Source organism: Streptomyces sp. NPDC001532, assembly GCF_040298625.1.
Classification (GTDB): domain Bacteria; phylum Actinomycetota; class Actinomycetes; order Streptomycetales; family Streptomycetaceae; genus Streptomyces.
This window is the reverse complement of record NZ_JBEPAL010000011.1, coordinates 99,363-125,895: the sequence shown is the minus strand read 5'-3', so window position 1 is coordinate 125,895 and position 26,533 is coordinate 99,363. Positions and strand designations below refer to the sequence as shown.

Here is a 26,533-nt window from a genome sequence, read left to right as displayed (position 1 = left end):
GGGCGGCAGCGGCGGGGGACGGCTTCGCGGGGGTGCGGTCCTTGGGTTCAATCTCCCTTTCGGAAGGGCGGGTTGGGGGGTGGCCGGGCGTGAAGTCGCCCTGTGCGTGCCCTCTCTGACCGCCTTTCAAGTCTCGCACCCTGCACTGACAATCGATCGGGGCGAGAGGGCGCGGCCTCTGCGCGCAGGCGGCCGGGGAAACGTAAGCTGTGGCTCGTCACACGGACCGGGCAGCGGGGATGAACATGGCGATGATGCGCCTGAGGCGCGAGGACCCGCGCGTCGTCGGCTCGTTCAAGCTTCACCGACGGCTCGGCGCGGGCGGGATGGGCGTTGTCTACCTGGGCTCCGACAAGAAGGGGCAGCGGGTCGCGCTGAAGGTGATCCGGCCCGATCTGGCGGAGGACCAGGAGTTCCGCTCGCGGTTCGCCCGCGAGGTCTCGGCGGCCCGCCGGATCCGCGGCGGGTGCACGGCCCGGCTGGTCGCGGCGGATCTCGACGCGGAGCGTCCCTGGTTCGCCACGCAGTACGTGCCCGGTCCGTCCCTGCACGACAAGGTCGCCGACGAGGGCCCGCTGTTCGCCGCCGACGTCGCCGCGGTCGGGGCCGCGCTCTCGGAGGGCCTGGTCGCCGTGCACGAGGCCGGGGTGGTGCACCGGGACCTGAAGCCGTCGAACATCCTGCTCTCCCCCAAGGGTCCGCGGATCATCGACTTCGGTATCGCCTGGGCGACCGGCGCCTCGACGCTCACCCATGTCGGCACCGCGGTCGGCTCCCCCGGCTTCCTCGCCCCGGAGCAGGTGCGCGGCGCCGCGGTCACACCGGCCACGGACGTGTTCTCGCTGGGTGCCACGCTCGCCTACGCCTCGACCGGCGACTCTCCCTTCGGGCACGGCAGTTCCGAGGTGATGCTCTACCGCGTGGTCCACGAGGAGCCGCAGCTGCACGGCGTCCCGGACGCCCTGGCCCCGCTGGTGCGGGCCTGTCTGGCGAAGGACCCCGAGGAGCGGCCCAGCACCCTCGATCTGTCGCTGCGGCTGAAGGAGATCGCGGCCCGTGAGGCCCAGGGGCTGCTCGACGGGCGCCCGCCCGCGCCGCGCGGCGGCGAGGCGGACCTGCCGACCGGTCGGCTCGCCGACACCAACCCCGACCAGCAGCGCCAGCAGTCCCAGCGGCGCCCCGGTCCGTCCGGCGCCCCCGGCACGCCCCTGCCTCGGGGTGCGGGGGCGGCTCGCGGTCCGGCGCCGGTGCGGGGCGGGAGCCCGTCACGGGGTTCCCTGCCGTCCCGCGGCGGCGGTCCCGCGTCCCGGTCCGGCTCTCGGCCCACGCCCGCCTCGCGGAACACACCGGCGCCCCGGAACACGCCGGCCCCCCGCAACACCCCCGTGCCGCGGAACACTCCCGCCCCGCGCGGTGGGACCCGGCCGGGCAGCACGACCCGTTCCGGCACGGGCAGCCGGCCCGTGTCGCGCGGCGGTGCCGGGCGGCCCCGGAGGACCGGGACCGGGCTGCGGCCGGCCAATCCCCGGTTGCTGCGGCAGCGGTTGTTCGTGTTCGTCGTGGTGACCTTGCTCGTGGCGCTCGGTATCGCCGTGGTGCAGGGCTGCCAGGGCCCGGCCCGCGGGCTCGGCGACCAGCCGGGAGGCGGGCCGGAGCGGCGCGGACAGGAGCAGGTGCAGGTCCGGCAACCGGATCGGGAGCAGACGGCCGGCTATCGCCCGCTGGGCGACGGGCAGCTCATGTCCGAGCGGTTCGAGTCGACCCTCGAGTCGACCTTCGACGCGAACCTCGATCCGTCCTTCGGGGCCGAGTAGGGGCCGTCACGCCTGCGGGCGGCCCGTCGCCACCGCGTAGAAGGCGACCGCTGCCGCCGCGCCCACGTTGAGCGAGTCCACGCCGTGGGACATCGGGATACGCACCCGTGCGTCGGCGGCGGCCAGGGCCCGCCCGGTCAGGCCGTCGCCCTCCGCGCCGAGCATCAGCGCCACCCGGTCCATGCGGTGCGGGGCGATCTCGTCCAGGGTCTCGGCCTTCTCGTCCGGGGTGAGGGCGAGGACGGTGAAGCCGGCTTCCCGGACCGTCTCCAGGTCCTTGGGCCAGCTGTCCAGGCGGGCGTACGGGACGGAGAAGACCGCGCCCATGGAGACCTTGACGCTGCGGCGGTAGAGCGGGTCGGCGCAGTCCGGGGAGAGGAGCACCGCGTCCATGCCGAGCGCGGCCGCCGAACGGAAGATGGCGCCGATGTTGGTGTGGTCGTTGACGCCCTCCATGACGACCACGCGGCGGGCGGTCCCGAGCAGTCCGGCGGCCGTCGGCAGCGGCTTGCGCTGCATGGAGGCGAGCGCTCCGCGGTGCACGTGGTAGCCGGTGACGCGTTCGGCGAGCTCCGGGCTGACCACGTGGACGGGGGCCTGGAGCTCGTCGATGACGTCGCGCATGGCGTCGACCCACTTGGCGGAGAGCAGCATCGACCGCATCTCGTACCCGGCGTCCTTGGCCCGCCGGATGACCTTCTCGCCCTCGGCGATGAACAGGCCCTCGGCGGGCTCGCGCCTGCGGCGCAGCTCGACGTCGGTCAGGCCGGTGTAGTCGGACAGGCGCGGATCGTCGGGGTCGTCGACGGTGATGAGATCGGCCACGGGGTGACACTGCCTTGCTGTGGGGGAACGATGGGGTGCCGCCGGGTTGCGCTGTCGCGTCACACCGTCGGCGCCGGACCGACGCCGACGACCTCACCTATGACGATGACCGCCGGAGGCTTGACCTCCTGGACGCGGACCGTCTCGGCGACCGTGGCGAGGGTGGCGTCGACGCGGCGCTGCGCGGCCGTCGTGCCCTCCTGCACCAGGGCGACGGGGGTCTCGGGGGACTTGCCGTGCGCGACGAGAGTGTCGGCGATCTTGCCGATCTTGTCGACGCCCATGAGCACCACCAGGGTGCCGGTGAGCTTCGCGAGGGACGCCCAGTCCACCAGGGAGCGGTCGTCGTCGGGGGCCACATGGCCGCTGACCACCGTGAACTCGTGGGCGACGCCCCGGTGGGTGACCGGGATGCCGGCCGCGCCCGGGACCGAGATCGAGCTGGAGATGCCGGGGACGACGGTGCAGGCGATGCCGGCCTCGGCGAGGGCCTGGAGCTCCTCCATGCCGCGCCCGAAGACGTAGGGGTCGCCGCCCTTGAGACGTACGACCGACTTGCCCTGCTTGGCGTGCTCGATCAGGGCGTTGTTGATGGCCTCCTGGGCCATGAAGCGGCCGTAGGGGATCTTCGCCGCGTCGATCACCTCGACGTGCGGCGGCAGTTCGGCGAGCAGGTCGCGCGGGCCGAGGCGGTCGGCGATGACGACGTCGGCCTCGGCGAGCAGCCGGCGGCCGCGGACAGTGATGAGGTCCGGGTCGCCGGGGCCGCCGCCGACCAGGGCGACGCCCGGGGTGCGGGTGCGGTGGTGGGGGGCGACGAGGGTGCCGTCGCGCAGGCCCTCGACGACCGCGTCGCGGACGGCGGCGGTGTGGCGCGGGTCACGGGACTTCGTGTCGGTGGTGAGGACCGCGACCGTGACGCCCTCGCTGTGGCCGGTGGCCGGGGTCCAGGCGGTGGCGGCGTCGGCGTCGTCCGAGCGGACGCACCACACACGGTGGCGCTCCGCCTCGGCCGAGGCGCGGGTGTTGGCCTCGGTGTCACCGGTGGCGATCAGCGCGTACCAGGCGTCGGCGAGGTCGCCCTCGGCGTACGGGCGGCGCTGCCAGGTGATCTCGCCGGCGTCCGCCATCGCCTCCACGGACGGCGTGGCCTCCGGGGACACGAGAAGGATGTCGGCGCCGGCCGCGATGAGGGCCGGGAGGCGGCGCTGCGCCACCTGGCCGCCGCCGAGGACGACGACCCTGCGGCCGGAGAGGCGGAGGCCTACGGGGTAGGCGGGGTGTTCGGCCATGAGGGGACGGCTCCTCGTGCGGGCGTGCGGGGGCGCTTCGGCATCGGAGCAGCCCTGACGTGCGGATTTTAGAGTGCGGACGGGGCAGGCGGCAGGGGCGGTCCGATGGCTGAACACCGGACCGCCCCCGGGCGGCGCCTACTTCTCGGTGACGCCCGCCGAATCGAACGTCGCGACCTCGTGCATCGCCCTGGCCGTGCTCTGGACCATCGGCAGCGCGAGGAGGGCGCCGGTGCCCTCGCCGAGGCGGAGGTCCAGATCGACCAGGGGGCGCAGGCCCAGCTTGTTGAGGGCGGCGACATGGCCGGGCTCGGCGCTGCGGTGGCCCGCGATGCAGGCGGCCAGCACCTCGGGGGCGATGGCGCGGGCCACGAGGGCCGCGGCACCGGCGCTGACACCGTCCAGGATCACCGGCGTACGCAGGGACGCGCCGCCGAGGAGGAGGCCGACCATCGCGGCGTGCTCCAGGCCGCCGATCGCGGCGAGGACACCGATGGGGTCGGCCGGGTCCGGCTGGTGGACCTCGATCGCGCGGCGGACCACCTCGGTCTTGCGGGCCAGGGTCTCGTCGTTGATGCCGGTGCCGCGGCCGGTCACCTCGGCCGGGTCGGTGTCCGTGAAGACGGAGATCAGGGCGGCGGACGCGGTGGTGTTCGCGATGCCCATCTCACCGGTCAGCAGTGCCTTGTTCCCGGCCGCGACCAGGTCGCGGGCGGTCTCGATGCCGACCTCGATGGCCTGCTTGGCCTCCTCGCGGGTCATCGCGGGGCCGGTGGTCATGTCGGCGGTGCCCGGGCGGATCTTGCGGGGCAGCAGGCCCGGGGTGGCCGGCAGGTCGGCGGCGACACCGACGTCGACGATGCAGACCTCGGCGCCCACCTGGTTGGCGAAGGCGTTGCAGACCGCTCCCCCGCCGAGGAAGTTGGCCACCATCTGGGCGGTGACCTCCTGCGGCCAGGGCGTGACGCCCTGGGCGTGCACCCCGTGGTCACCGGCGAAGATCGCGACGGCCGCGGGCTCCGGGATCGGCGGCGGGCACTGGCGGGACAGACCGCACAGCTGCGCGGAGATGATCTCCAGCATGCCGAGGGCACCGGCCGGCTTGGTCATGCGCTTCTGCCGCTCCCACGCCTCGCCGAGCGCCTTGGCGTCCAGCGGGCGGATCTGGGCGACGGTCTCGGCGAGCAGGTCGTGCGGCTCCTCGCCGGGCAGTGCGCGGCGGCCGTACGTCTCCTCGTGGACCACCCAGGACAGCGGGCGGCGCTTGGACCAGCCGGCCTGCATCAGCTCGGGCTCGTCCGGGAACTCGTCGACGTACCCGACACAGAGGTAGGCGATGACCTCCAGGTGCTCGGGCAGGCCGAGGGCGCGGACCATCTCGCGCTCGTCGAAGAAGCTGACCCAGCCGACGCCGAGGCCCTCCGCGCGGGCGGCGAGCCACAGGTTCTCCACCGCGAGGGCGGCGGAGTACGGCGCCATCTGCGGCTGGGTGTGGCGGCCGAGGGTGTGCCGGCCGCCGCGGGTCGGGTCGGCGGTGACGACGATGTTCACCGGGGTGTCGAGGATGGCCTCGATCTTCAGTTCCTTGAACTGCTTGGCGCGGCCCTTGGGCAGCGACTTCGCGTACGCGTCGCGCTGGCGCATCGCCAGTTCGTGCATGGCCCGACGGGTGTCGGCGGACCGGATGACGACGAAGTCCCACGGCTGCGAGTGGCCCACGGAGGGCGCGGTGTGGGCCGCCTCCAGGACGCGGAGCAGCACCTCGTGCGGGATCGGGTCGCTGCGGAAGCCGTTGCGGATGTCACGGCGCTCGCGCATGACCTTCAGTACGGCCTCGCGCTCGGCGTCGTCGTACGCGGGCGCGGCCGGGCCGGTGGACTGTCGTGCTTCTGCCACGGGGGCCGTGCCTTCTTCTTCCTGGTCTTCCTGGTCGGCGGCCCGGGTGTCCAGGTCGTCGGCCTGCTGTACGAGTGCCACGTCCGCCTGCTCGTCCGCCGCGGCGGCCACGGCCGCGGCCTCGGCCTCCCGGGGAGCGGGCAGCGTGACGACGGTGTGCGGCGGGGTCGGCGCGAGGTGCGGGGCGGTCGGGACCGCGCCCGCCACCGGGACGAACTCGCCGAGCGGCTGGTCCGCGCCGCCCTGCTCCGCCACGGCCTCGGCGGGAGCGACCGCGTCGGCGGGCATGGGTACGACCGCGTCCGCGGGTGCCGGGAACTCGGGGGCGTCCGGCGCGTCGGTGACGGTGGCAGCGGGCTCACCGGGCTGCGTGGCCTCGGGGGCCTGCTGCTGCTCCGGGGCGATGCGCTCGGCAGCCACGGGCTGCGGGGCGGGAAGGTGGGCCTCGGGAGCCTCGGGCGTGGGAAGGGCTTCCGCCACGACTGCTTCGGGGGCCCGCGGCGCCTCGGGTACGGCCGTCTCGGGGGCCGCCGGGACCTGGACGGCCTCGGGTGCGGGGGCCGCCTCGGGGGCGTCCGGCACGGCGACCGGCACCGTGACCGGGCCCTGAACGGGCTCGACGGTCGAGGGCCGCACGGCTTCCGGAGCCGGAGCGACGAACTCGGTGGGCTCGACGGTCTGAGCGGGGTCGACGACCGGCGCGGGGTCGACGACCGGAGCCGGGTCGACGACCGGAGCCGGGTCGACGATCGGGGCGGGCTCGTCGAACTGCGCGGGTTCCTCGAAAGCGGCGGTCTCGGCGATCGGCTCGGCCGGGGCCTGCCCGGCTTCGGCGACCGGGGCGGCGGGAATCTGCTCGGCGTCCGGGAGGACAGCGGGGGCGGCGGCGGCCTGCTCGGCCTCGACCTCGGCCTCCGGCGCGACGGCGATGACGTCCTGGGCCTCGGCGGCGGGCTCCGGGCTCACGACGGCTTCGGCCGGAACCGGCGCGGGCACGGGCGCGGCCTCAGCGGCGGCAGGGTCGGTGGAGTCCACCGGTTCCTGCACGGCCACGGCCTCCGGGGCGACCGCCGGGTCCACCGGAGCCCGCACGGCCTGCGGCGGCACGGCAACCGGCTCGGCGGGGATCTGCTCTGCCCGCGGGGCCTCCGGGAGCACGGGGGCGTCAGCCGGAACCTGTACCGCTTCCGGGCCGCCGATCACGTCGGCCGGCACCTCTATGGCCTGCGGGTCGGCGGCCGGGTCGACCGGCGCCTGCGCGCCCTCGGGGCCGACGGGCACCGGCTCCGCGACGGCCTCGGCCGGAACCGGACCGACACCCTCAGGGGCGACACCCTCAGGGGCGACCGTCTCCGGGACGCCAACCGCCTCGACCGGAACCGGACCGGCAGCATCCGGACCCATAGCCTCCGGACCGGCAGCCTCCGGACCGCCGGCCACCGGAGTCACAGGCTGCTCGCCCTCGGACACCGCGGCTTCCGGGGCGGGAACCTGCGCCGCCTCCGGCTCGGCAACGCCGTCCGCCGGCACGGGCGCGACCGCGGCATCTCCGGCCTGGACGGCCTCGGGCTCGGGCTCGGGCTCGGGCTCGGCAACGGCCTCGGCGACGGCCTCCGGCGGGGTCGGGGCGGCGGGCGCCGTCACGGCCGCCTGGGTCGCGAGGCGGGCCATGGTCGCCTCGGCCGCGCCCGCGGGCTCGGGCTGCGCGGGCGCCGGGACAACCGTTTCGGCAGGGATGGCCTCGGCGACGACCGGCGCCGGGGCCGGGCCGCCCCACGGCACGGCACCCTGCGGCGCGGCGTGCTGCACCGCCGCCTCCTGCGGCTGGGCCTCGCGCGGGACGTCGAGGTACTCGGGGCCGGCGGCCGGGGAGCCCGGCTGGCGCACCGGCGCGCCCGCGGGGCCGCGGTCGGCGAGGGAGCGGACCGGGCTGGCGGAGGCGTCGGGGATGGGCGGGCCGAGGTGCAGGGGGCGGCGCGGGGTCACCGGCGGGATCGGTGTGGTCGGGGCCTGCGGCGGGGTGGGGCCGGGCAGCCGGACGCCGCTGAGGTCGACGGAGCCGCTGTCGCGGCCGGACAGCTCGTGCGGGCCGGGTTCGTGGACGGCCTCGACGACCGGCTCCGGGGCGGGCGGGGCCATCTCGTGGCCCCATGCGCCCTGGGCGCCGGGCAGCAGCAGGTCTTCGTCCTCGGCGGGTGTCTCGGAGAGGTAGGTGTACGCGCCGGGCGCGGGGGCGCCCGGCTGCTCCACCATGCCTGCGTTCTCCGGCAGCCCCTCGCCCGGGACCTGGCCGGTGTCGGTCATGCGTACCCCTCGCCCATCGGTTGATGCTTCTACGACCAGCTCACCCGGAACGGCGCACCGACCGCCCCGCAGTGAAGAACGAGCGTGCGTGCCCTGCGGCACGAACGGCCCGCCCGGAAAAGGCGACAAAGCCATTCAGTGGCATTGTCCCGGTCGTTCCGCCGTCAGGACAGCTCGATCCACGACGGCACACTGTGGACTGCGCCACGTTGCGCGTCCTCCGGTTCTGCCGTACCACACCCGTCCCAAAAAGGGCGCGCCTGCCGGACATTGAACGGCAGGGCGCCGGACGTCCGAGTGCGGTGCAGCGATCGGCCAGCCTACCGCGCGCGGTACGACAACAGGATCACGGGGCGCGATCCGGGAGAACCCCGCTGAGCAGGAACGCAACGCTCCGCTCGGTCTCCGTCCAGTGGCGGGTGTCCAACTCCACGGACTGCAGCAGCGCGCACTCGACGCGGTAGCCGTGTTCGGTCAGATCCCGGCCGACGAGTTCGGCGGCGTCGCGGGTGGCGGCGTGGGTGACGATGCGCTGCGGGCGGCGGTCGGCGACCGCGGAGACCACGGCCGCTCCCCCGCCGCCGACCCGGACGACGTCCGGTTCGGGCAGGTTCTCCAGGACGTGCGGGGCGATGCCCTGGACGGCCTGGAGCTGGACGCCGAAGCGGCGGGCGGCCGCCTCCGCGCGGGCACAGGCGGCGGGGTCGCGGTCGACGGCGATGACGGCGGCGCCGGCCCGGGCTGCCTCGACGGCGAAGGCGCCGGAGCCGGAGCCGATGTCCCACACCAGGTCGCCCACGCGCGGCCCGAGCCGGGCGAGTTGGGCCGCGCGCAGCGGTTCGGTCTCGCCCTCGCCGAGTTCGGCCTCGTAGGCCTCGGCGGGCAGGGTCCAGCCGCGGGGGCCGGTGCCCGGGTCGCGGCCGGCGAGCCAGCCGCCGCCCTCGGCCGCGCTGCCGCGTCCGCCGATGACGATGACGACGTTGGGGTCGCGCCAGGTGTGGTCGGCGGCCTTGTCGGAGGTGACGACGCTCACCTGTTCGCGGGCGGTGCCGAGTTCCTCGCAGATCACGAAGGTGCGGTGGACGCCGTCCAGCAGGAGGCCGAGTTCGGCGGGGCCGGCGCCGGGTGCGGTGAGCACCGCGACCTTGGTGTGGGCGCGGCAGACGTTGACCGCGCGGCGCAGGGTGCGGGGGTGGGCGACGACCACCTGGGCGTCGTCCCAGGGCATGCCGGCGCGGGCGAAGGCGGCGGCGACCGAGGAGACCGCGGGGACGACTTCGACCTCCAGGCCGAACTCGGGTGCGCGCAGGGTCCGTACGACGCCGAAGAATCCGGGGTCGCCGTCGGCGAACACCACGGCCGTGCCGCGGTGGGCGGCGATGCGGCGGGCGGCGAGGGCGACGCTGCCGAGGCGGATGCGCTCGGCGGTGGGCGGCACCTCGGGCAGTGCGAGGTGGTGGGCGGCACCGGCCACCAGGGTGGCGGCGCCGAGGGCGGAGCGTGCCGCGGCGGTCAGCGGAGAGCCGTCCCAGCCGATCACCGTGACCCGGTCGGCCATCGTCGTCAGTCTCCCGTGGGTTTGCGCAGGTCGTCGGTGCGGGCTCCGTGAGCGTACCTGGTGGGAGCACGGGCGCGGCGGGTGGCCTCGCCGGTGGGATCAGTTCCAGTCGGAGTAGGCGGCGAAACCGCTGGTGTCGGCCAGCTCCTCGGCGACGCCGGCCAGGTCCTCCGGCAGCAGGCTCCAGAGGATGACGTCGGTGCGGGCGTCGGTCCAGGCCCCGGCCGCGGTCCGGGCGCGCGCTATCCAGGCGCCGCGCAGGATGCCCTCGCTGATACAGCCGATCTTCTGGGCGACCTGCTGGGCGGCGGTGTTGTCGGCGGCCGTGCGCAGTTCCAGCCGCTCGAACCGCTGGTCGTGCAGGAGCCACTGGGCGGTGGCCAGGGCGGCTTCGGAGGCGTAGCCCTCGCCGCGGGCCCAGGGGGCGATGACGTAGGCGAGTTCGCTGGAGCGGACCCGCCAGTCGGTGTTGCGCAGGTGCACGGTGCCGACCAGACGCTGGGTCAGGAACTCGGTGACGGCGAAGACGATGCCGCGGCCCGCGGCGCGTTCGGCGGGGGCGAGCGAGGTGATCCAGGCGCGGGCGTCGGCCTCGGTGTAGGGGTGCGGTACGGAGGTCCAGGCGACGACGAGTTCGTCGTTCATCATCTCGGTGAAGGCCTCGGCGTCCGGCTCCTCGAAGGGGCGCAGGACCAACCGCTCCGTGCTGATGGAGATGTTGGGGAAGGTGCTCGTCATGGCGCCGCTCCGTAACCTGTGTGACCGTCAGGGCCTGCTGAACTGCCCAGCATGCAGCATGAAAGCACCGAACCGCACCACCGGGTCCACTGGTGAGGAAGTGGACCCGGTGGTGCGGTGTGGTGTGCGGGACGGCGGGTCAGAAGGAGGCGATGACGGAGCCCGCGTACTTGTCCTCGATGAACTTCTTGACCTCGGGGGAGGTCAGCAGCTCGGCGAGCTTCTTGACGCGCGGGTCGTCCTCGTTGCCCTCCTTGACGACGAGGAGGTTGACGTTCGGGTTGTTCTCGGGCGACTCCAGGACGAGGGCGTCCTTGGCCGGCTCGAGGTCGGCCTCCAGCGCGTAGTTGCCGTTGATCACGGCCGCGTCGACATCCTTCAGGGAGCGGGGGGTCTGGGCCGCCTCCAGCTCCTTGAACTTGAGGTTCTTCGGGTTCTTGGTGATGTCGGCGGTGGTGGCCGCGGTGCCGACGCCGTCCTTGAGGGTGATCAGGCCGTCCGCGGCGAGGAGCTGGAGGGCGCGCGCCTCGGTGACGGTGTCGTTGGGGACGGCGATGGTCGCGCCGTTCTTCAGGCCGTCGACCTTGTCGGCCTTCTCGGAGTACAGGCCGAGCGGCTCCAGGTGCACCGAGGCGACGGACACCAGGTGGGTGCCGTTCTTCTTGTTGAAGTCCTCGAGGTAGGGCTCGGTCTGGAAGTAGTTGGCGCCCACCGAGCCGTCCTCGGTCGCCGTGTTCGGCGTGACGTAGTCGGTGAACTCCTTGACCTCGAGGTCGAGGCCGGCCTTCTCGGCGAGGTTGTCCTTGACGTAGGTGAGGACCTCGGCGTGCGGGACGGGCGTCGCGGCGACGACCAGCGGTCCGGAGGTGTCGGAGGCGGCGTCCTTGTCCGAGCCGCAGGCGGTGAGCCCGAAGGTGAGGGCTCCGGCGGCGAGGACAGCGGTGGTGATCTTGGCGGTGTTACGCACGAAAAGTGCCTTTCCTTATGGGTGGAGCGGCCCCGTCGTGGGTGGACGGGGGGTCTGTGGGGTTACGCGGTCCTGCCGATGTCGGCGGTCGCGGGCTCCTTGGCCTTGAGCAGGCGGAGCTTGGGGGCGGGGCCGGAGCGGCCGCCGCGGCGGTGCAGGGAGCGGGCGGCGTAGTCGCCGGCGAACTGGATGACGGCGATGACGACGGCGAGGATCGCCACGGTCACCCACATCAGGCCGGTCTCGAAGCGCTGGTAGCCGTAGCGGACCGCGAGGTCGCCGAGGCCGCCGCCGCCGACGGTGCCGGCCATGGCGGAGTAGCCGATGAGGGCGATGATCGTGGTGGTGGTGCTGGCGATCAGCGAGGGCAGCGCCTCGGGGACGAGGGCCTTGCGGACGATGGTCCAGGTGTTGCCGCCCATGGACTGCACGGCTTCGACGAGTCCGTGGTCGACCTCGCGGACGGCCGTCTCGACGAGCCGGGCGAAGAACGGGATGCCGCCGATGGCGAGCGGCACGATCGCGGCCTCGCTGCCGATGGTGGTGCCGGTGATCTGCCGGGTGAAGTCCATCAGGGCGACCATGAGGATGATGAACGGCATCGAGCGGCCGATGTTCACGATCTGCCCGATGAGCTTGTTCACCACGGTGTTCTGGAGCAGTCCGCCCCGGTCGGTGAGGACCAGCAGGACGCCGATGGGCAGGCCGAGGGCCACCGCGATCAGGGTGGACCAGCCGACCATGATCAGCGTCTCGGTACAGGCCTGCTCCAGCAGGGGCTGCATCTCGGACCAGGTCACTTGGCACCTTCCTTCACCAGTACGGGCGCGTCGCCCTCAGGGCCCACGACGTCGATCTGCAGGCCCTGCTCGCGCAGGAAGCCGATCGGCACGACGTTGTCCTCGTAGCGGCCGGGCAGTTCGATGCGCATCCGGCCGACCTGGAGGCCGCCGACGGTGTCGATGGCGGCGCCGAGGATCGAGATGTCGATGTTGTAGGTGCGGGCCAGCTGGGAGATGACCGGCTGGGTGGCGGCCTCGCCGTGGAAGGTGACGTCGACGACGGTGCGGTCGTCGGCGGTGGCCTCGCCGCCGACCGGGAAGAGCGCGGCGGCGAGCTCGGAGCCGGGGGTGGCGAGCAGTTCGCTGACGGTGCCGGACTCGACGACGCGGCCGTGTTCCATCAGGGCGGCGGAGTCGCAGATGCTCTTGACGACGTCCATCTCGTGCGTGATGAGCAGGACCGTCAGGCCGAGCTGCCGGTTGAGGTCGCGCAGCAGCTGGAGGATGGAGCGGGTGGTCTCCGGGTCGAGGGCGCTGGTGGCCTCGTCGGAGAGCAGCACCTTGGGGTCGCCGGCCAGAGCGCGGGCGATGCCGACGCGCTGCTTCTGGCCGCCGGAGAGCTGGGCGGGGTAGGCCTTGGCCTTGTCGGCGAGGCCGACGAGGTCGAGCAGTTCGAGCGCCTTGCGGGAGCGTTCCCTCCCCGACCTGCCGAGGATCTCCAGGGGCAGCTCGACGTTGTCCTGCACGGTGCGCGAGGACAGCAGGTTGAAGTGCTGGAAGACCATTCCGATCCGGCTGCGCGCCTGCCGCAGTTCCCGGCCGGCGCGCGGGCCCCGCCCGGCGAGCGCGGTGAGGTCCTGGCCGTCCACGGTGACCGTGCCGGCGGTGGGGCGCTCCAGCAGGTTGACGCAGCGGATCAGCGAGGACTTGCCGGCGCCGGACTGGCCGATGACGCCGTACACCTCGCCTTCGCGGACATGGAGGTCGACGCGGTCGAGGGCGGTGACCTCGCGGCCGCGTGAGCGGTAGACCTTGGTGAGGCCCGATGTGGTGATCACTGGGTTTCCGTCACTGTCGAGTGCGCGGGCGTGGGTGTGCCCGGGCATGGATGCATTCGGTCGGAACGCGGCACGGTTCTCGTGGTGCGCTGGAACCGGGAGAGAACGGGTGCGCGGGGCGGCTCGGTGCCGTGCGTCGGGGCGCGACGGCGGAGGCGAGCGGGCTCTCGCTTCGGGGCGCGAGGCTCAGGTGGTGCAGGGGCCCTCTAGAAGGCGCACATTCGACACAGACACATACAGCGAGCACCGGGCGTCATGGTCGCCTCGGTCGCAAGGATGCGGCTGCTCGTCGTGGTCATGCGATCAGTAAAGCAGACGTATGGTCCTGACCGGTCACCGCTGTCCGGATAGTGGACAGCGGTGGACGGCCGCGGCCGGCCGTCAGTCCCGAACGGCGATCTCGACCCCGCCGTCCGTGACCAGTACGGACAAGGCCGACAGGTCCCTCACCACCAGGTCGGCGTCGAGTTCGTGGGCCTGGTGGGTTGTGGCCAAGGCCACGGTGGTCATCCCGGCGGCACGGCCCGCGGCAAGACCGGCGGGGGCGTCCTCGAAGACGACGCAGGCGGCGGGGTCGACGCCGAGCGCGCGGGCACCGAGGAGGTAGGGCTCGGGGTCCGGCTTGCCGCGGGTGATGTCGTCGGCGGCGATCAGCGTCTTGGGCCGGATGCCGACGGCGTCCAGGCGGGCCTCGGCGAGCCGCCGGGTGGCGGAGGTGACGACGGCCCAGCGGTCGGCGGGCAGCGCGGCGAGGAAGTCCTCGGTCCCGGGCAGCAGGTGGACGCCGCCGCCCGGCACGTCCTCCACCTCCAGCAGCTCGATCCGCGCGACGGCCTGCGGCACCAACTCCGCGGGCAGCAGGTCGGCGGCTATCTCCGCGGCCGGACGTCCGTGCAGTCCGACCCGCCGGAACTGCTCCGCCGTGATGCCGTACTCACCCGCCCACCGGGTCCAGCAGCGCTCCACGGACTCCAGGGAGGAGACGAGAGTGCCGTCGTTGTCGAACAGCATGGCCTGTGCACGGATCTTCATGGCCCCGACCCTACGGGGCGGACGGGACCCGCCGGTCCGGGACGTCGGCTCCGATCGCCGGGGGCGAGGGAGGGGTGTCCGTTGCGTCGTATTAAGGTCGCTGCATGCTTGATGCCCTGACGCTGGTGACCGGGGTCGCCGCGCTGCTGCTCGCCGCGTGGTGCGGCTGGGCGGCGTACCGAGACCAGCCGACGAAGGACTGGCACTTCATCGGAATGGCCGTGGTCAGCCTGCTGGCCCTGGTCCAGCTGGTGGTCGGGGTGGTGCAGCTGGCGCGGGGCGAGAAGCCGGACCAGGGCACGACGATCTTCGTGGCGTATCTGCTGGGCGCGTTCGCGTGTGTGCCGGCCGCCGGGTTCATGTCGCTCGGCGAGCGCAGCAAGTGGGGATCGCTGACCGTCACCGCGGGTGGTGTGGTGCTGGCCGTGCTGGAGGTGCGGCTCTATGACATCTGGGGAGGCTGAGGTGACCGGGACGCGGGACGAGCCGGCGGTGCGGCTGGCCGGCGGGCCCGGAGTGCTGCTGGTGTGGCTGTACGGCGTGATGGTGGTCGGCGCTCTGTCGCGTTCCGCGTACCAGATCGCCACCGAGTTCGACCGGGCGCCGCTCGCGTACGCGCTGTCGGCGGCGGCGGGCGTGGTGTACGGCTTCATCACCTACACCCTGGTCCGGGGCGGGGAGGCGGCCCGCAGGGCGGCGCTGGTGTGCTGCGCCGCCGAGCTGGTGGGTGTGCTGACCGTCGGCACCTGGACGCTGGTGGAGCCGTCGGCGTTCCCCGACGCGACCGTGTGGTCGGACTTCGGGATGGGCTACCTGTTCATTCCGGTGCTGCTGCCGGTGACCGCGCTGTTCTGGTTGCGCAAGGCGCGGGTCACGCGGCGGGGTTGACGGACCGTCGGCCGGCGCGTCCCCGGGCCGGGGTCACGCCGTCTGCGCGTACGTCCCCGCCTGCTTCTCCAGGATGATCATGGGGACGCCGTCGGTGCCCTCGGCGGTGCCCACGGCCTCGTAGCCCACCTTGCGGTAGAGACGGATCACGCTGTCGCTGCGGTGGCCGGTGTGCAGGCGGAAGGTCTTGGCGCCCCGCTGCTCGGCGAGGGCGGCCTCGGCGGCGCGCAGCAGGCGGGCACCGATGCCGTGGCCCTGGAGGCGGGGGTGGACGCAGAGCTTGCCGATGGCGGCGGCGCCGTCCTCGGTGGCGGAGCCGCGTACCGAGCCGACCACCTCGTCGCCGAGGCGGGCGACGAAGACGCAGTCGCGGGCGACCTCTTCGCGGAGGGAGTCGAGGGTCTGCACCAGCGGGTCGATGCGGTAGTTGCCGTACAGCGCGGCCTCGCTCTGGAAGCACAGGTACTGCAGCTTGAAGATCTGCTCGGCGTCTTGTTCGGTCGCCTCGGAGATGACCACGCTCATGCCCATGTGTGCACGCCTCCCGCTCACCTGTTGCTGTTGTCCCCCACTCCTATCCCCGTGCTCTTCCGGCCGCAACCTCCGTTGTGAGCATTCGGCGCAGACATCCCAGACATCTGGAACGTTCCGGTCCGAGACTGCCCTGTGAGATACCCAACTCCCCCGCGATCTCCCGGTATGTGAGGTCCTTCGGCGAGAACAGGGCCTCCAGCAGAGCCGGGCAGCGGCCGGGCAGTCTGCGCACCGCGTCGCGCAGGGCCCGGCGGTGGGCGGCGGCCAGGGTCAGCTGCTCGGGGGTGGGTCCGCCGTCGGCGACGGGTTCGACTCCGTACGGCAGTTCACGTCGGGCCGTACGGCGGGAGCGGCGGGCCTCCGCGCGGACGGCCCGGCGCAGCCAGCGCTCGGGGTCGTGCGGCGGGCCGTCGCTGTCGAGACGTTCCAGCAGGCGGAGCCAGACCGCCTGTTCCAGGTCCTTGGGCTCGGTCCCGGCGGGTGCCTCGGCGCCGGCCTCGGCCGCGAGCAGCGGGCGCAGGGCGGTGAGCAGGTCGTGCGTCATATGCGGCACGACGCGGCCGCCCGGGCGGCGGGTTGCCCGGACGGCCGGCAATCACCCCGAACGAGGTGTGGTGGTTCAACCGTTGACGAAGTCCTCGCGGGCCAGCACGCCGGTGTCCGGCTGGTCGGTGAAGACCCCGTCGATGCCGGTCGCGAAGTAGGCGCGGTAGGCGCCGAAGACATCGCCGTAGGCGTCGGCGTCGGTGCCCCTGCGGAAGTCCGCGGGCAGGAAGGGGTTCTCGTTGCGCAGGGTGTAGGGGTGCAGGACGAGGCCCGCCTTGTGGGCGTCGGCGACCAGCGTGGTCGGCCGGGTGAGCCTGCCGGCGGCGTCCTTCGGGATGACCAGGTCCAGGGTGGGGCCGATGCCCTGGGCGTAGGAGGCGATCTCGCGCAGTCCGGCCGGCTCGACCAGGTCGGCGACGGTACGCGGGTCGCCGGTCTCGACGAAGTCCCAGGGGCGGGTGTTCGCGCCGGACAGCAGGACCACGAGCGGGTTGCCGACCAGCTTGTCCAGCCGCTGGATGCTGGTCGGCTCGAAGGACTGGAGAATGACCGGGGCGTTCCGCCGGTGCTTGCCGTGCTTGCGCAGCAGTGCCGCGACCCGCTCCTCCAGGCCGAGGCCCAGCTTGCGGAAGTAGGTGGGGTGCTTGAGCTCGGGGTAGATCCAGACCTGCTTGCCGCGCCGCTCGGTCTGCTCGTCCTGCCAGCGCAGCACCTCCTCGAAGGTCGGGATCGGCCAGCGCCCGTCGTAGAGGGTGTTGTGCGGGCGGTTCGCGGGGATCCGCTCCTTCGCCCGCAGGGTCTTCAGCTCGGCGAGCGTGAAGTCCTCGGTGAACCAGCCGGTGGTGGACACCCCGTCCAGGGTCTTGGTGGTCCTGCGGCCGGCGAACTCGGGGTGGTCGGCGACGTCGGTGGTGCCGCCGATCTCCGGCTCGTGACGGCAGACGAGATGGCCGTCCTTGGTGGGGACCAGGTCGCCGGCCTCGACGATGTCGGCGCCCATGTCGAGGGCGAGCTGATAGGCGCCGAGGGTGTGCTCGGGCCGGTGTCCGCTCGCGCCGCGATGGCCGATGATGGTCGGCACGGGCAGGCTCTTCATCCCGCGGCCCTCCTGTCGTGTGTCGGCTCTCGCCGTCCCACCCGAACCGAGGACCGCTCCGCTCGCGCCGAGCACGGCCGCGCCGAGGAGCGCCCGCCGTCCGGTGCTGTGGGCGTGTTCGTTCGTCTCCCGGGTTCCCATCGACGCCTCCCTGCAATCGGTTCGGCCCCTTCTCGGCCGCGGTGCGCGCTGATCGTAGGTGCGTACACATGACCGCCGGGAGACCTCGGGTCGAACACATGGATGACGATGGATGGCGTACGTGCGGCGCAACTTGACGGGCCGTCGGCGTACGGCGGCGGCAGCGGGGCAGCCGGGTCGTGAACCCCGGAGCAGGCCGCGGGGCGCGGGCGCGGAGGCGTGGGGCGCGGGCGCGGAGGCGTGGGCCACAGCGGTCCGGGCGATGTCCGTCACATCGTCGCGCGCGTGTCGCACGCCGTCCACGGCGCGCCGCCGCAGGTAAACGTGCGTCAACAGTGCGTAAGACCTCGGTGAACCCGATGTGCGCCGGCCCGGGAACCGCGAGTATCGTCCTCACCTGCACAGACTCATACAGATTCGCTCGTTGGATCTCTCGACACCGGAGGGCCCGTTGTCCCGCTTCGCGCTCATCAAGGGAGTGCTCGGTCCGATCATGCGCCTGATGTTCCGCCCTCGGGTCGAGGGGGTGGAGAACATCCCTGGCGAGGGGCCGGTGATCCTGGCGGGCAACCACCTGACCTTCATCGACTCGATGATCCTGCCGCTGGTCTGCGACCGGCAGGTCTTCTTCATCGGCAAGGACGAGTACGTCACCGGCAAGGGCCTCAAGGGCCGGCTGATGGCCTGGTTCTTCACCGGCGTCGGCATGATCCCGGTCGACCGGGACGGCGGCAAGGGCGGCGTGGCCGCGCTGATGACCGGCCGCCGGATCCTGGAGGAGGGCCGGGTCTTCGGCATCTACCCCGAGGGCACCCGCTCCCCCGACGGGCGGCTGTACCGAGGGCGCACCGGCATCGCCCGGCTCACCCTCATGACCGGCGCGCCGGTCGTCCCGTTCGCCATGATCGGCACGGACAAGATCCAGCCGGGCGGCTCGGGCATGCCGCGGCCGAGCCGGGTCACCGTGCGCTTCGGTGAGGCGCTGGAGTTCTCCCGGTACGAGGGCATGGACCGCGACCGCTATGTGCTGCGGGCGGTGACGGACTCCGTGATGACCGAGGTGATGCGGTTGTCGGGGCAGGAGTACGTGGACATGTACGCCACCAAGGCCAAGGCGGCGTAAGCCTCCGGCGGTGGGGCGGTGGGGCGGGTCGTCGGTTGCGGCGGCCCGCTTCTTTGTTTGAGCGGCGGGCGGCGGGCGGCGAGGTGGGAGTGGGTCGCGTGGGGGTGGGTCGCGTGCGGGTGCGTGGGGGTTTGTCGCGCAGTTCCTCGCGCCCCTGACGGGGGCACAGCCGTCGGATGTCCCGTGCGGGCTTCGTCGGGGCCTGTCGCGCAGTTCCCCGCGCCCCTGACGGGGCACAGCCGTCGGATGTCCTGCGCGGGTTCGTCGGGGCTTGTCGCGCAGTTCCCCGCGCCCCTTGGGGGCGCGGGGGCTGTGGGTGGCTAGTGACGGGGCTCGGTGGTTTCCAGGTGTTGGTTCTTCAGCATGAACCAGGCCGCGGCCGCCGTGGCGAGGAGGACCGTCGCGCCTGCGGCCGCGGCCAGGGCGAGGCCGTCGACGAAGGACTCGCGGGCCGCGTCGAGCAGGGCCGTCGAGGTGGCCGCCGGCAGGCCGTGGGCCGCCTCGACCGCGCCGCCCAGTGACTCGTGGGCGCTCTCGGGGACGCCCGCGGGAGCCGCGAAGCCGCGGTAGACGCCGGTCACGATGGAGCCGAGCACGGCGATGCCGAGGGCCGCGCCGAGTTCGTACGCCGTCTCGGAGACCGCGGAGGCGGAGCCCGCCCGCTCCTTGGGTACGGAGGCCAGGATGACGTCGGCGGTCACGGTGAAGGAGAAGCCGGCGCCGATGCCGACGACCAGCAGGGCGGCACCGAGCAGCGGGTAGCCCGTGGACTGGTCGAGGAATGCCAGTGAGGCGAGCGCGAGGCCCACCGCGGCGAGGCCGCCGGCCACCACGGACCGCACCGAGAAGCGCCGGGCCGTCGCACCGGCGACCAGACCGGCCGCCACCGCGCCGACCGCGGCGGGCAGTTCGGCCAGGCCCGCCTCGAACGGCCCCCTGCCCTGCACCAGCTGGAGGTACTGGGAGAGGAAGAACACCAGGCCGGACAGGCCGAGGATGGTCAGCAGGTCGGCCAGGACCGCGCCGCTGAAGCCGCGGTCGCGGAACAGCCGCATGTCCAGCAGCGGGGTCGGCATGGTGAGCTGACGGCGGACGAAGCCGTACAGCGCGGTCCCGCCGAGCACACCGGCGGCGAGCGTCGCCCACGCGAAGCCGTGCGAGGCGGCCTCCTTCACGGCGTACACCACGGCGATCATCCCGATCAGGGAGAGCAGGACGCTCGCGAGGTCCCAGGGGCCCGGGTCGGGGTTGCGGGACTCCGGCAGCAGCTTGATCCCGACGAGGACCAGGACCGCCATCACGGGCAGGTTGATCAGGAAGACCGAGCCCCACCAGAAGTGCTCCAGCAGGAAGCCGCCGACGATCGGACCGACGGCCGTTCCGGCGGAGGCGGTGGCGCCCCAGATGCCGATGGCGAGGCTGCGCTCGCGCGGGTCGTGGAAGAGGTTGCGGATCAGCGCGAGGGTGGCCGGCATCAGGGTCGCGCCGGCGACGCCGAGCAGGGCGCGCGCGAGGATCATCAGCTCGGGGCTGGTCGCGTACGCGTTGAGCACGGACACCGCGCCGAACGCGGTGGCACCGATCAGCAGGATGCGCTTGCGGCCGATGCGGTCGCCAAGGCTGCCCATGGTGACGAGCAGGCCGGCGATCACGAACGAGTAGACGTCGCCGATCCACAGCAGCTGGGTGCCGGTCGGCGCGAGGTCCTCGCTGATGTACGGGGTCGCGAGGCCGAGGACGGTCGCGTCGACGGCCACCAGCAGCACGGCGAGCACGAGGACGGACAGCGCGAGCCAGCGGCCCGGGCGCTTCACCGCCTCCGTCGCGTTGGCCGGCTGCAGGGTGCTGGTCATGGTTCCTCTCTCCGTAGGGCGCCGCCGAGCAGCAGCTCGGCGATCATGAACTGGAAGTCGTTGCGTGCGGTCTTGCCGTCGAGGACCGACCAGGCGCCCGCGGCGAGCAGGCCGTAGAGGGCCTCGGTCAGCCAGGCGGGCGAGAGGTCGATGCGGAACTCGCCGCTGTCCTGGCCGCGCCGGAACAGGGCGGAGACATGGGCGTCGATGCGGGACCAGCCGGCGTTCTGCTCCTCGCCCTCGAACAGCTGGTTCTCGCTGTAGAGGAAGGCGAGCAGACCGGCGGCGGGCTCGATCCCGCCGATCAGCCGGCGTACCGCCGCGGCCGCGGGGCCCTCGTCGAGCCGGGCCCGCTCCAGGGCCGCCTCGCACTCGGCGATGCCCAGCGCCTCCAGCGCCCGGACGAGCGCGTCACGCCCGGCGAACTGCCGGTGCAGGGTGGCGCGGCTGATCCCGGCGGCCTTGGCGACCTCGTCCATGGTCGCGGTGGATTTGCGGGTCAGCAGCGCGGCGGCGCTGCGCAGTACGTGGTCACGATCGACGGCCATGAGACAACGATAGACCATGTGAGACATCTTTGTCTCATCGTGGGCATGTGTGACTCATGGCCGCCTCCGGTCGGCCGAGGTGGCTCAGTGCCAGGGAAGCCGCCCGCGCCGCTCCCAGTAGGCGGCCGGCTCCTCGACGAGCGTGGCGAGCCGGGTCAGCCGGTCCTCGTCCAGGTCGACCACGGCCGCGTGCAGGTTCGAGGCGAGCTGGGCGGTCGTCGCGGCGCCGGAGAGGACGACACCGGCCCACGGCAGGCGCAGGATCAGCGCCAGGGCGACGGCGTCACAGCCCAGCCCGGTCTCGGCGGCCACCGCCTTCAGCGCTTCCGGCGCGTGCGGCTCCGCCAGCCGGCCGTTGGCCATGCCCTCCTTGACGATCACCGTCAGCCCGGCGTCGTGGGCCTCGGCGAGTGCGGGGGCGGCGGAGGTCTCCAGCGCGTTGTACGTCGACTGGACGGTACGGAAGAGCGGGGCGCCGTCGACGGTGACCGCGAGCGCGGCCCGGATGGCGTCGGCCTGGTCGGGGCCGCTGGTGGAGAAGCCGACGCTGACGCCCTGGGCGGCCGCCTCCGCGAGCCGGGCGTGCAGCTCCTTGTCGGTGAGGGCGGGGCTGTCCGGGGTGACCGAGTGGATCTGGTAGAGGTCGAGCCGGTCGCCTAGGAGCGCGGCGGTCTCGGCGCGCTGCCGCTCGTAGGTCTCGACGCCGTGGTCCTTGACCTCGTGCCGCTCGGCGTCGGTGGTCCAGTCGGCGGTGTAGGTGTAGCCCCACTTGCTGCCGACGACGATGTCGTCGATCTCGGGGTGGGCGGCCAGCCAGGCGGCCAGGAACTCCTCGGAGCGGCCGTAGGAGCGGGCGGCGTCGAAGTAGCGCACGCCCTGGGCGTAGGCGGCGTCGAGCAGTTCGTGGGTGCGTGCGCGCAGGGCCTCCACGCTGCGGTCCTCGCCCAGGTCCCGGTCCCGTCCGAGGGTGATGTAGCCGGGGCGGCCGACGGCGGCGAGACCCAGGCCGATGTGGCAGGTGGGTGTCGTGGCGGTCGCGAGACGGGCGAAGGGCATCGCGGGCTCCGTTCGGTCGGCTGACTCCGACCAAACTAACCCGCGACGCCCTCACCTCACTTCTTGGCGTTCGCCCAGGCGTGCTGGGCCGCCACGTCCGCCTTCACCTCGGCCAGCTGGACGGCGACCGCGCTGGGCGCCGTACCGCCGCGGCCGTCGCGGGAGGCGAGGGCGCCGGGCACGTTGAGGACGGAGCGGACCTGCGGCGTCAGATGCTCGGAGATCTTCGCGAACTGCTCGTCGGTGAGTTCGTCCAGCTCCTTGCCCTCGACCTCGGCGACCTTCACGCACTCGCCGGCGACCTCGTGCGCCACCCGGAACGGCACCCCCTGCTTGACCAGCCACTCGGCGATGTCGGTGGCCAGCGAGAACCCGGCCGGGGCCAGCCCCTCCAGGCGCTCGCGGTGCACGGTGAGCGTGGCCATCATGCCGGTGAAGGCGGGGAGCAGGACCTCCAGCTGGTCGATGGAGTCGAAGACCGGCTCCTTGTCCTCCTGGAGGTCGCGGTTGTACGCGAGCGGGAGGGCCTTGAGGGTCGCCAGCAGGCCGGTCAGATTGCCGATCAGACGGCCCGACTTGCCGCGCGCCAGCTCCGCGATGTCCGGGTTCTTCTTCTGCGGCATGATCGACGAGCCGGTGGAGAAGGCGTCGTGCAGGGTCACGAAGGAGAACTCCTTCGTGTTCCAGATGATGACCTCCTCGGCAATCCGGGAGAGGTTGACGCCGATCATCGCGGCGATGAAGGCGAACTCGGCGACGAAGTCGCGGGAGGCCGTGCCGTCGATGGAGTTGCCGACGCTGCCGCGCTCGAAGCCGAGGTCCGCGGCGACCGCCTCCGGGTCCAGGCCGAGCGAGGAACCGGCCAGCGCGCCCGAGCCGTACGGCGACACGGCCGTCCGCTCGTCCCACTGGCGCAGCCGCTCGGCGTCCCGGGACAGCGCCTGGACGTGGGCGAGGACGTGGTGGGCGAAGAGCACCGGCTGGGCGTGCTGGAGGTGGGTGCGGCCGGGCATGGCCACGTCCGGGTGGGCCTCGGCGAGGCCGACGAGCGCGTCCTGGAGTTCGGCGATCAGGCCGCCGACGATCCGGGCGTGGTCGCGCAGGTACATCCGGAACAGGGTGGCGACCTGGTCGTTGCGGGAGCGGCCGGCGCGCAGCTTGCCGCCGAGGTCGGGGCCGAGCCGTTCGAGCAGGCCGCGCTCCAGGGCGGTGTGGACGTCCTCGTCGGCGATGGTGCCCGTGAAGGAGCCGTCGGCGACATCGGCTTCCAGCCGGTCGAGGCCCGCGATCATGCGGGTCAGCTCGTCCTCGGTGAGGAGTCCGGCCTTGTGCAGGACGCGTGCGTGGGCGCGCGAGCCGGCGATGTCGTAGGGCGCGAGCCGCCAGTCGAAGTGGACGGACGCGGACAGCTTCGCCAGGGCCTCGGCGGGACCGTCGGCGAAACGGCCGCCCCAGAGCCGTACGTCACCGCTGTTGCTGCTCACTTGCGCCGCTCCTAGAGATGTGCGTTTCCCGTCGTCATGCATGAGTATGCAGAACTCTGCATGGATCGTCAATCCGGCGCCGGTGTGACGCCGCTGGACACCGCGCCTCGGTATTCCTCGGACAGCTGACCGATTCGCATCGATAATCGTTAGTCATGGGAAAGACTTACGAGCGCATCGACGGCAGACTCCGCACGTTCATCGAGGAGCAGCCCGTCTTCTTCACCGCCACCGCCCCGCTCGCGGACGACGGCACCGTCAACCTCTCCCCCAAGGGCCTCAAGGGCTCCTTCGCGGTGCTCGACGAGCGCACCGTGGCCTACCTCGACTTCGCCGGGTCCACCGCCGAGACCGTCGCGCATCTGCGCGAGAACGGCCGCATCACCCTGATGTGGTGCGCCTTCCAGGGCCCGCCGAACATCGTCCGGGTGCACGGCCGCGGCGAGGCGGTGCTCCGCGACGACCCGCGTTTCGCCGGACTGCTCGCCCGTTTCCCGGACATCGACCCGGCCCTGCACGGCCTGCGCGCGATCATCGTCGTGACGGCCGAACTCGTCCGGGACTCCTGCGGATACGGGGTCCCCTTCATGTCGTACGACGAGGACCGCGACCTCCACGGCAAGCGCTTCGCGCGTGAGGACGACGCCTCGCTGAGCGCCTACTTCGAGAAGAAGGACCACATCGCGACCAGCATCGACGGCCTTCCCGGACTTCCGCTGCCGCTGCCGCCCCTCGCCCGGGAGGCGTGAGCCCGAACGGCCCAGCGGCACTGGCGCGAGGCCCGTGCGCCGCTAGCGTCGACGGCATGCGCCCCGCCCTCGCCGCCGCCGTGTCCGCCGCGTCCCTGTCCGCCTGCGCCTGCCTCGCCGCCTTCGTCCCGGCCGGCGGGAGCGCGCTGCCCGACCGGATGGCCGACACCGGGGGCGGCCGTCAGCTGATCACCGCGGTGGCGCCGCGGGCCGGTGCGACGAGCGGCACGGTGACCTGGTGGGAGCGGCGGGCCGGGCGGTGGGTGAAGGACGGTTCGGCGCCGGCGCGGTTCGGGGCCAACGGGCTGGTCGAGGGGACCGCGCGCCGGCAGGGCACCGACACCACCCCGGCCGGGCTGTACGGCCTGCCGTTCGCCTTCGGCATCGAGGCGGCCCCGCGCGGCACCACCTACCCCTACCGTCCGGTCCGGCGGAACTCCTGGTGGTGCCAGGACAACGACGCGCGCGCCTACAACCGCTGGACCGAGCCCCGCCCGGCCGACTGCCGCGCCGCCGAGGCCGAGCACCTGGTCTCCTACCGCACCCAGTACGCGCACGCGCTGGTGATCGGCTTCAACTACGACGAACCGGTGCGCGGCCGCGGCGCCGGGATCTTCCTCCATGTCGACGGACGGGGCGCCACGGCCGGCTGCGTGTCCGTGCCGGCGGACGCGATGCGGCGGATCCTCGCCTGGGCCGATCCGGACAAACGGCCGCACATCGCCGTCGGCACGGAGAGCGGACGAACGGCCGTCACCCGGTACTGAACACCGGCCGCCTCCGCCACGTATCTCTGGGCCAAGGGACTACGACACGCCCGTCGCCCCCGTCCCCGGAGGAACCGTGACCACCACGCTCGCAGGCGGCCGTGCCGCCCGGCGCCAGACGATGCGCCGCATCCGCCCGCGCCGCTCCCCCGCCGTGCCGCTGCTGCTGGCCCTGTGGGCCGGGGCGGGCGCGGTGCTGTGGCTGTGGTGGCACACCACCCCGTCCATCGCGGACGACACCGGGCGCATCCTCGGCGCGGGCCGGATCACCGGTCTGCTGGCGGGCTACCTGATGGCCCTGGTGGTGCTCCAGATGGCGCGGGTGCCCGCGCTGGAACGGCGGGTGGGCTCGGACCGGGTCGCCCGCTGGCACGCGATGACCGGCCGCTACACGCTCTGCCTGGTCCTCGCGCACGTGTTCCTCATCATGTGGGGATACGCGCTCCAGGCCGGGCGGGGCCTCGGCGACATCGTCCGGCAGACCGTGGACTCCGTCACCCAGCTGCCCGACATGGGCAAGGCCGCGATCGGCACCGGACTGCTGCTGCTCATCGGGCTGGTCTCGATCGGCGGCGTCCGCCGCAGGATGCCGTACGACACCTGGTACCACGTGCACCTGATGACGTACGCGGCGGTGTTCCTGACGTTCTGGCACCAGATCAGCACCGGCAACGACTTCGCCGTCGAGCCCGCCGCCAAGACGTTCTGGTACGGGCTGTACGGGACGGTCACCGCGCTCGTCGTCTGGTACCGGATCGTCACCCCGGTCCGGCTCAACCTCAGGCACCGGATGCGTGTCGAGGCGGTGATCGAGGAGACGCCGGGCATCGTGTCGGTGCTGATCGGCGGGCGGAAGCTGCACCGGATGGGCGCCGAGGCGGGCCAGTTCTTCCGCTGGCGGTTCCTGGCGCCGGGCATGCGCTTCAGCTCGCACCCCTACTCGCTGTCGGCGGCGCCCCGCCCGGACATGCTGCGGATCACCGTGAAGGCGATCGGCGACCACAGCGCCCGGCTGCGCGAGCTGACGCCCGGCACCCGGGTGTGGGCCGAGGGCCCGTACGGCGCGCTGACCGCCCAGCGGCGCAGCCGCGGCAAGGTGCTGCTGGTGGCGGGCGGGGTCGGCATCACCCCCATGCGGGCGCTGTTCGAGACGCTGCCGGGCGCGGCCGGCGACATCACCCTGCTCTACCGGGCCAACAGCACCCAGGACCTGGCCCTGTGGGACGAGCTGGCCGCGATCGCCGAGGAGCGGGGCGCACGGCTGATGTACGCGGTGAACAGCCCGGACGGGGCGCGCCCGGACATCTCGGCGGAGCGGCTGCGCGACAAGGTGCCCGACGTCGACCAGCACGACGTGTTCCTGTGCGGGCCGCCCGGCTTCGCGCAGTCCGTGTACGAGGCGCTGCGCGGCGCGGGAGTGCCCGCCCGCCGTATCCACCACGAGTCGTTCGAGATGTGAGCGACGGTACTTCAGGAGCTGTT

23 protein-coding genes are annotated in these 26,533 nt (G+C 73.1%); 7 read left to right on the top strand and 16 right to left on the bottom strand.

The window, feature by feature from the left end; genetic code table 11:
- Nucleotides 1-239: 239 nt before the first annotated feature.
- Nucleotides 240-1,814 (top strand): serine/threonine-protein kinase, encoded by a 1,575-nt coding sequence (locus ABT232_RS13585; RefSeq protein WP_351839896.1) that lies wholly within the window; start codon nt 240-242, stop codon nt 1,812-1,814.
- A gap of 6 nt (nt 1,815-1,820) precedes the next feature.
- On the opposite strand, the gene ABT232_RS13580 is transcribed toward ABT232_RS13585, so the two are convergent.
- From ABT232_RS13580 to ABT232_RS13540, 9 genes are all read right to left on the bottom strand, one after another.
- Nucleotides 1,821-2,639, bottom strand: coding sequence for a TrmH family RNA methyltransferase (locus tag ABT232_RS13580; RefSeq protein ID WP_351839789.1), 819 nt, complete (start codon nt 2,637-2,639; stop codon nt 1,821-1,823).
- Nucleotides 2,640-2,698: 59 nt separating this feature from the next.
- Nucleotides 2,699-3,931, bottom strand: a complete 1,233-nt coding sequence (cobA, locus tag ABT232_RS13575; protein ID WP_351839787.1) for a uroporphyrinogen-III C-methyltransferase — start codon at nt 3,929-3,931, stop codon at nt 2,699-2,701.
- 138 nt (nt 3,932-4,069) lie between these two features.
- Complete coding sequence (gene cobT, locus ABT232_RS13570; protein ID WP_351839785.1) at nt 4,070-8,131, bottom strand: nicotinate-nucleotide--dimethylbenzimidazole phosphoribosyltransferase; 4,062 nt, start codon at nt 8,129-8,131, stop codon at nt 4,070-4,072.
- 346 nt (nt 8,132-8,477) lie between these two features.
- A complete protein-coding gene (gene cbiE / locus ABT232_RS13565; protein WP_351839783.1) occupies nt 8,478-9,689 on the bottom strand; it encodes a precorrin-6y C5,15-methyltransferase (decarboxylating) subunit CbiE in 1,212 nt (403 codons plus the stop codon).
- A gap of 99 nt (nt 9,690-9,788) precedes the next feature.
- A complete protein-coding gene (locus tag ABT232_RS13560; protein ID WP_351839781.1) occupies nt 9,789-10,427 on the bottom strand; it encodes a GNAT family N-acetyltransferase in 639 nt (212 codons plus the stop codon).
- A 139-nt stretch (nt 10,428-10,566) separates the two neighbouring features.
- Nucleotides 10,567-11,394: a MetQ/NlpA family ABC transporter substrate-binding protein gene (locus ABT232_RS13555; protein WP_351839779.1), complete on the bottom strand. Its 828-nt coding sequence runs from the start codon at nt 11,392-11,394 to the stop codon at nt 10,567-10,569.
- Between the two features lie 62 nt (nt 11,395-11,456).
- Nucleotides 11,457-12,194, bottom strand: a complete 738-nt coding sequence (locus tag ABT232_RS13550) for a methionine ABC transporter permease (protein WP_351839777.1) — start codon at nt 12,192-12,194, stop codon at nt 11,457-11,459.
- Nucleotides 12,191-13,234, bottom strand: coding sequence for a methionine ABC transporter ATP-binding protein (locus ABT232_RS13545; protein ID WP_351839775.1), 1,044 nt, complete (start codon nt 13,232-13,234; stop codon nt 12,191-12,193). The genes ABT232_RS13550 and ABT232_RS13545 overlap by 4 nt, the downstream gene beginning before the upstream one ends.
- 381 nt (nt 13,235-13,615) lie before the next feature.
- Nucleotides 13,616-14,266 carry an HAD-IA family hydrolase gene (locus ABT232_RS13540; RefSeq protein WP_351839773.1) on the bottom strand — a complete coding sequence of 217 codons (651 nt, stop codon included), beginning with the start codon at nt 14,264-14,266 and terminating at the stop codon, nt 13,616-13,618.
- A 104-nt stretch (nt 14,267-14,370) separates the two neighbouring features.
- Here ABT232_RS13540 and ABT232_RS13535 point away from each other — a divergent pair, with 104 nt between their 5' ends.
- Both ABT232_RS13535 and ABT232_RS13530 read left to right on the top strand, forming a co-directional pair.
- A complete protein-coding gene (locus ABT232_RS13535) occupies nt 14,371-14,730 on the top strand; it encodes a hypothetical protein (protein ID WP_351839772.1) in 360 nt (119 codons plus the stop codon).
- On the top strand, nt 14,711-15,154 hold the full coding sequence (locus tag ABT232_RS13530) for a hypothetical protein (protein WP_351839770.1): 444 nt from the start codon (nt 14,711-14,713) through the stop codon (nt 15,152-15,154). Before ABT232_RS13535 ends, ABT232_RS13530 begins: the two co-directional genes overlap by 20 nt.
- Before the next feature lie 33 nt (nt 15,155-15,187).
- On the opposite strand, the gene ABT232_RS13525 is transcribed toward ABT232_RS13530, so the two are convergent.
- The 3 genes from ABT232_RS13525 to ABT232_RS13515 form a co-directional block, all read right to left on the bottom strand.
- Nucleotides 15,188-15,685 (bottom strand): GNAT family N-acetyltransferase, encoded by a 498-nt coding sequence (locus tag ABT232_RS13525; protein ID WP_351839768.1) that lies wholly within the window; start codon nt 15,683-15,685, stop codon nt 15,188-15,190.
- Between the two features lie 43 nt (nt 15,686-15,728).
- Nucleotides 15,729-16,232, bottom strand: coding sequence for an RNA polymerase sigma factor (locus ABT232_RS13520; protein WP_351839766.1), 504 nt, complete (start codon nt 16,230-16,232; stop codon nt 15,729-15,731).
- Nucleotides 16,233-16,307: 75 nt separating this feature from the next.
- Complete coding sequence (locus ABT232_RS13515; protein ID WP_351839764.1) at nt 16,308-17,471, bottom strand: glycerophosphodiester phosphodiesterase; 1,164 nt, start codon at nt 17,469-17,471, stop codon at nt 16,308-16,310.
- Between the two features lie 451 nt (nt 17,472-17,922).
- On the opposite strand from ABT232_RS13515, the gene ABT232_RS13510 reads away from it, so the two are divergent.
- Nucleotides 17,923-18,594 carry a lysophospholipid acyltransferase family protein gene (locus ABT232_RS13510; protein WP_351839894.1) on the top strand — a complete coding sequence of 224 codons (672 nt, stop codon included), beginning with the start codon at nt 17,923-17,925 and terminating at the stop codon, nt 18,592-18,594.
- A 320-nt stretch (nt 18,595-18,914) separates the two neighbouring features.
- Here the strand turns inward: ABT232_RS13510 and ABT232_RS13505 are convergent, their stop codons facing one another.
- The 4 genes from ABT232_RS13505 to argH all read right to left on the bottom strand — a co-directional run bounded on the left by ABT232_RS13505 (nt 18,915) and on the right by argH (nt 23,535).
- Nucleotides 18,915-20,447 (bottom strand): MFS transporter, encoded by a 1,533-nt coding sequence (locus tag ABT232_RS13505; protein ID WP_351839762.1) that lies wholly within the window; start codon nt 20,445-20,447, stop codon nt 18,915-18,917.
- Complete coding sequence (locus ABT232_RS13500; RefSeq protein ID WP_351839760.1) at nt 20,444-20,995, bottom strand: TetR/AcrR family transcriptional regulator; 552 nt, start codon at nt 20,993-20,995, stop codon at nt 20,444-20,446. The genes ABT232_RS13505 and ABT232_RS13500 overlap by 4 nt, the downstream gene beginning before the upstream one ends.
- 84 nt (nt 20,996-21,079) lie before the next feature.
- Nucleotides 21,080-22,051, bottom strand: a complete 972-nt coding sequence (locus ABT232_RS13495; protein WP_351839758.1) for an aldo/keto reductase — start codon at nt 22,049-22,051, stop codon at nt 21,080-21,082.
- A gap of 56 nt (nt 22,052-22,107) precedes the next feature.
- Nucleotides 22,108-23,535: an argininosuccinate lyase gene (gene argH, locus ABT232_RS13490; RefSeq protein ID WP_351839756.1), complete on the bottom strand. Its 1,428-nt coding sequence runs from the start codon at nt 23,533-23,535 to the stop codon at nt 22,108-22,110.
- Between the two features lie 155 nt (nt 23,536-23,690).
- On the opposite strand from argH, the gene ABT232_RS13485 reads away from it, so the two are divergent.
- The 3 genes from ABT232_RS13485 to ABT232_RS13475 all read left to right on the top strand — a co-directional run bounded on the left by ABT232_RS13485 (nt 23,691) and on the right by ABT232_RS13475 (nt 26,510).
- Nucleotides 23,691-24,284 carry a pyridoxamine 5'-phosphate oxidase family protein gene (locus ABT232_RS13485; RefSeq protein ID WP_351839754.1) on the top strand — a complete coding sequence of 198 codons (594 nt, stop codon included), beginning with the start codon at nt 23,691-23,693 and terminating at the stop codon, nt 24,282-24,284.
- 56 nt (nt 24,285-24,340) lie between these two features.
- Nucleotides 24,341-25,051 carry a L,D-transpeptidase family protein gene (locus ABT232_RS13480; protein WP_351839752.1) on the top strand — a complete coding sequence of 237 codons (711 nt, stop codon included), beginning with the start codon at nt 24,341-24,343 and terminating at the stop codon, nt 25,049-25,051.
- Nucleotides 25,052-25,127: 76 nt separating this feature from the next.
- Nucleotides 25,128-26,510, top strand: a complete 1,383-nt coding sequence (locus ABT232_RS13475; RefSeq protein ID WP_351839750.1) for a ferredoxin reductase family protein — start codon at nt 25,128-25,130, stop codon at nt 26,508-26,510.
- The last annotated feature ends 23 nt before the right edge of the window (nt 26,511-26,533 follow it).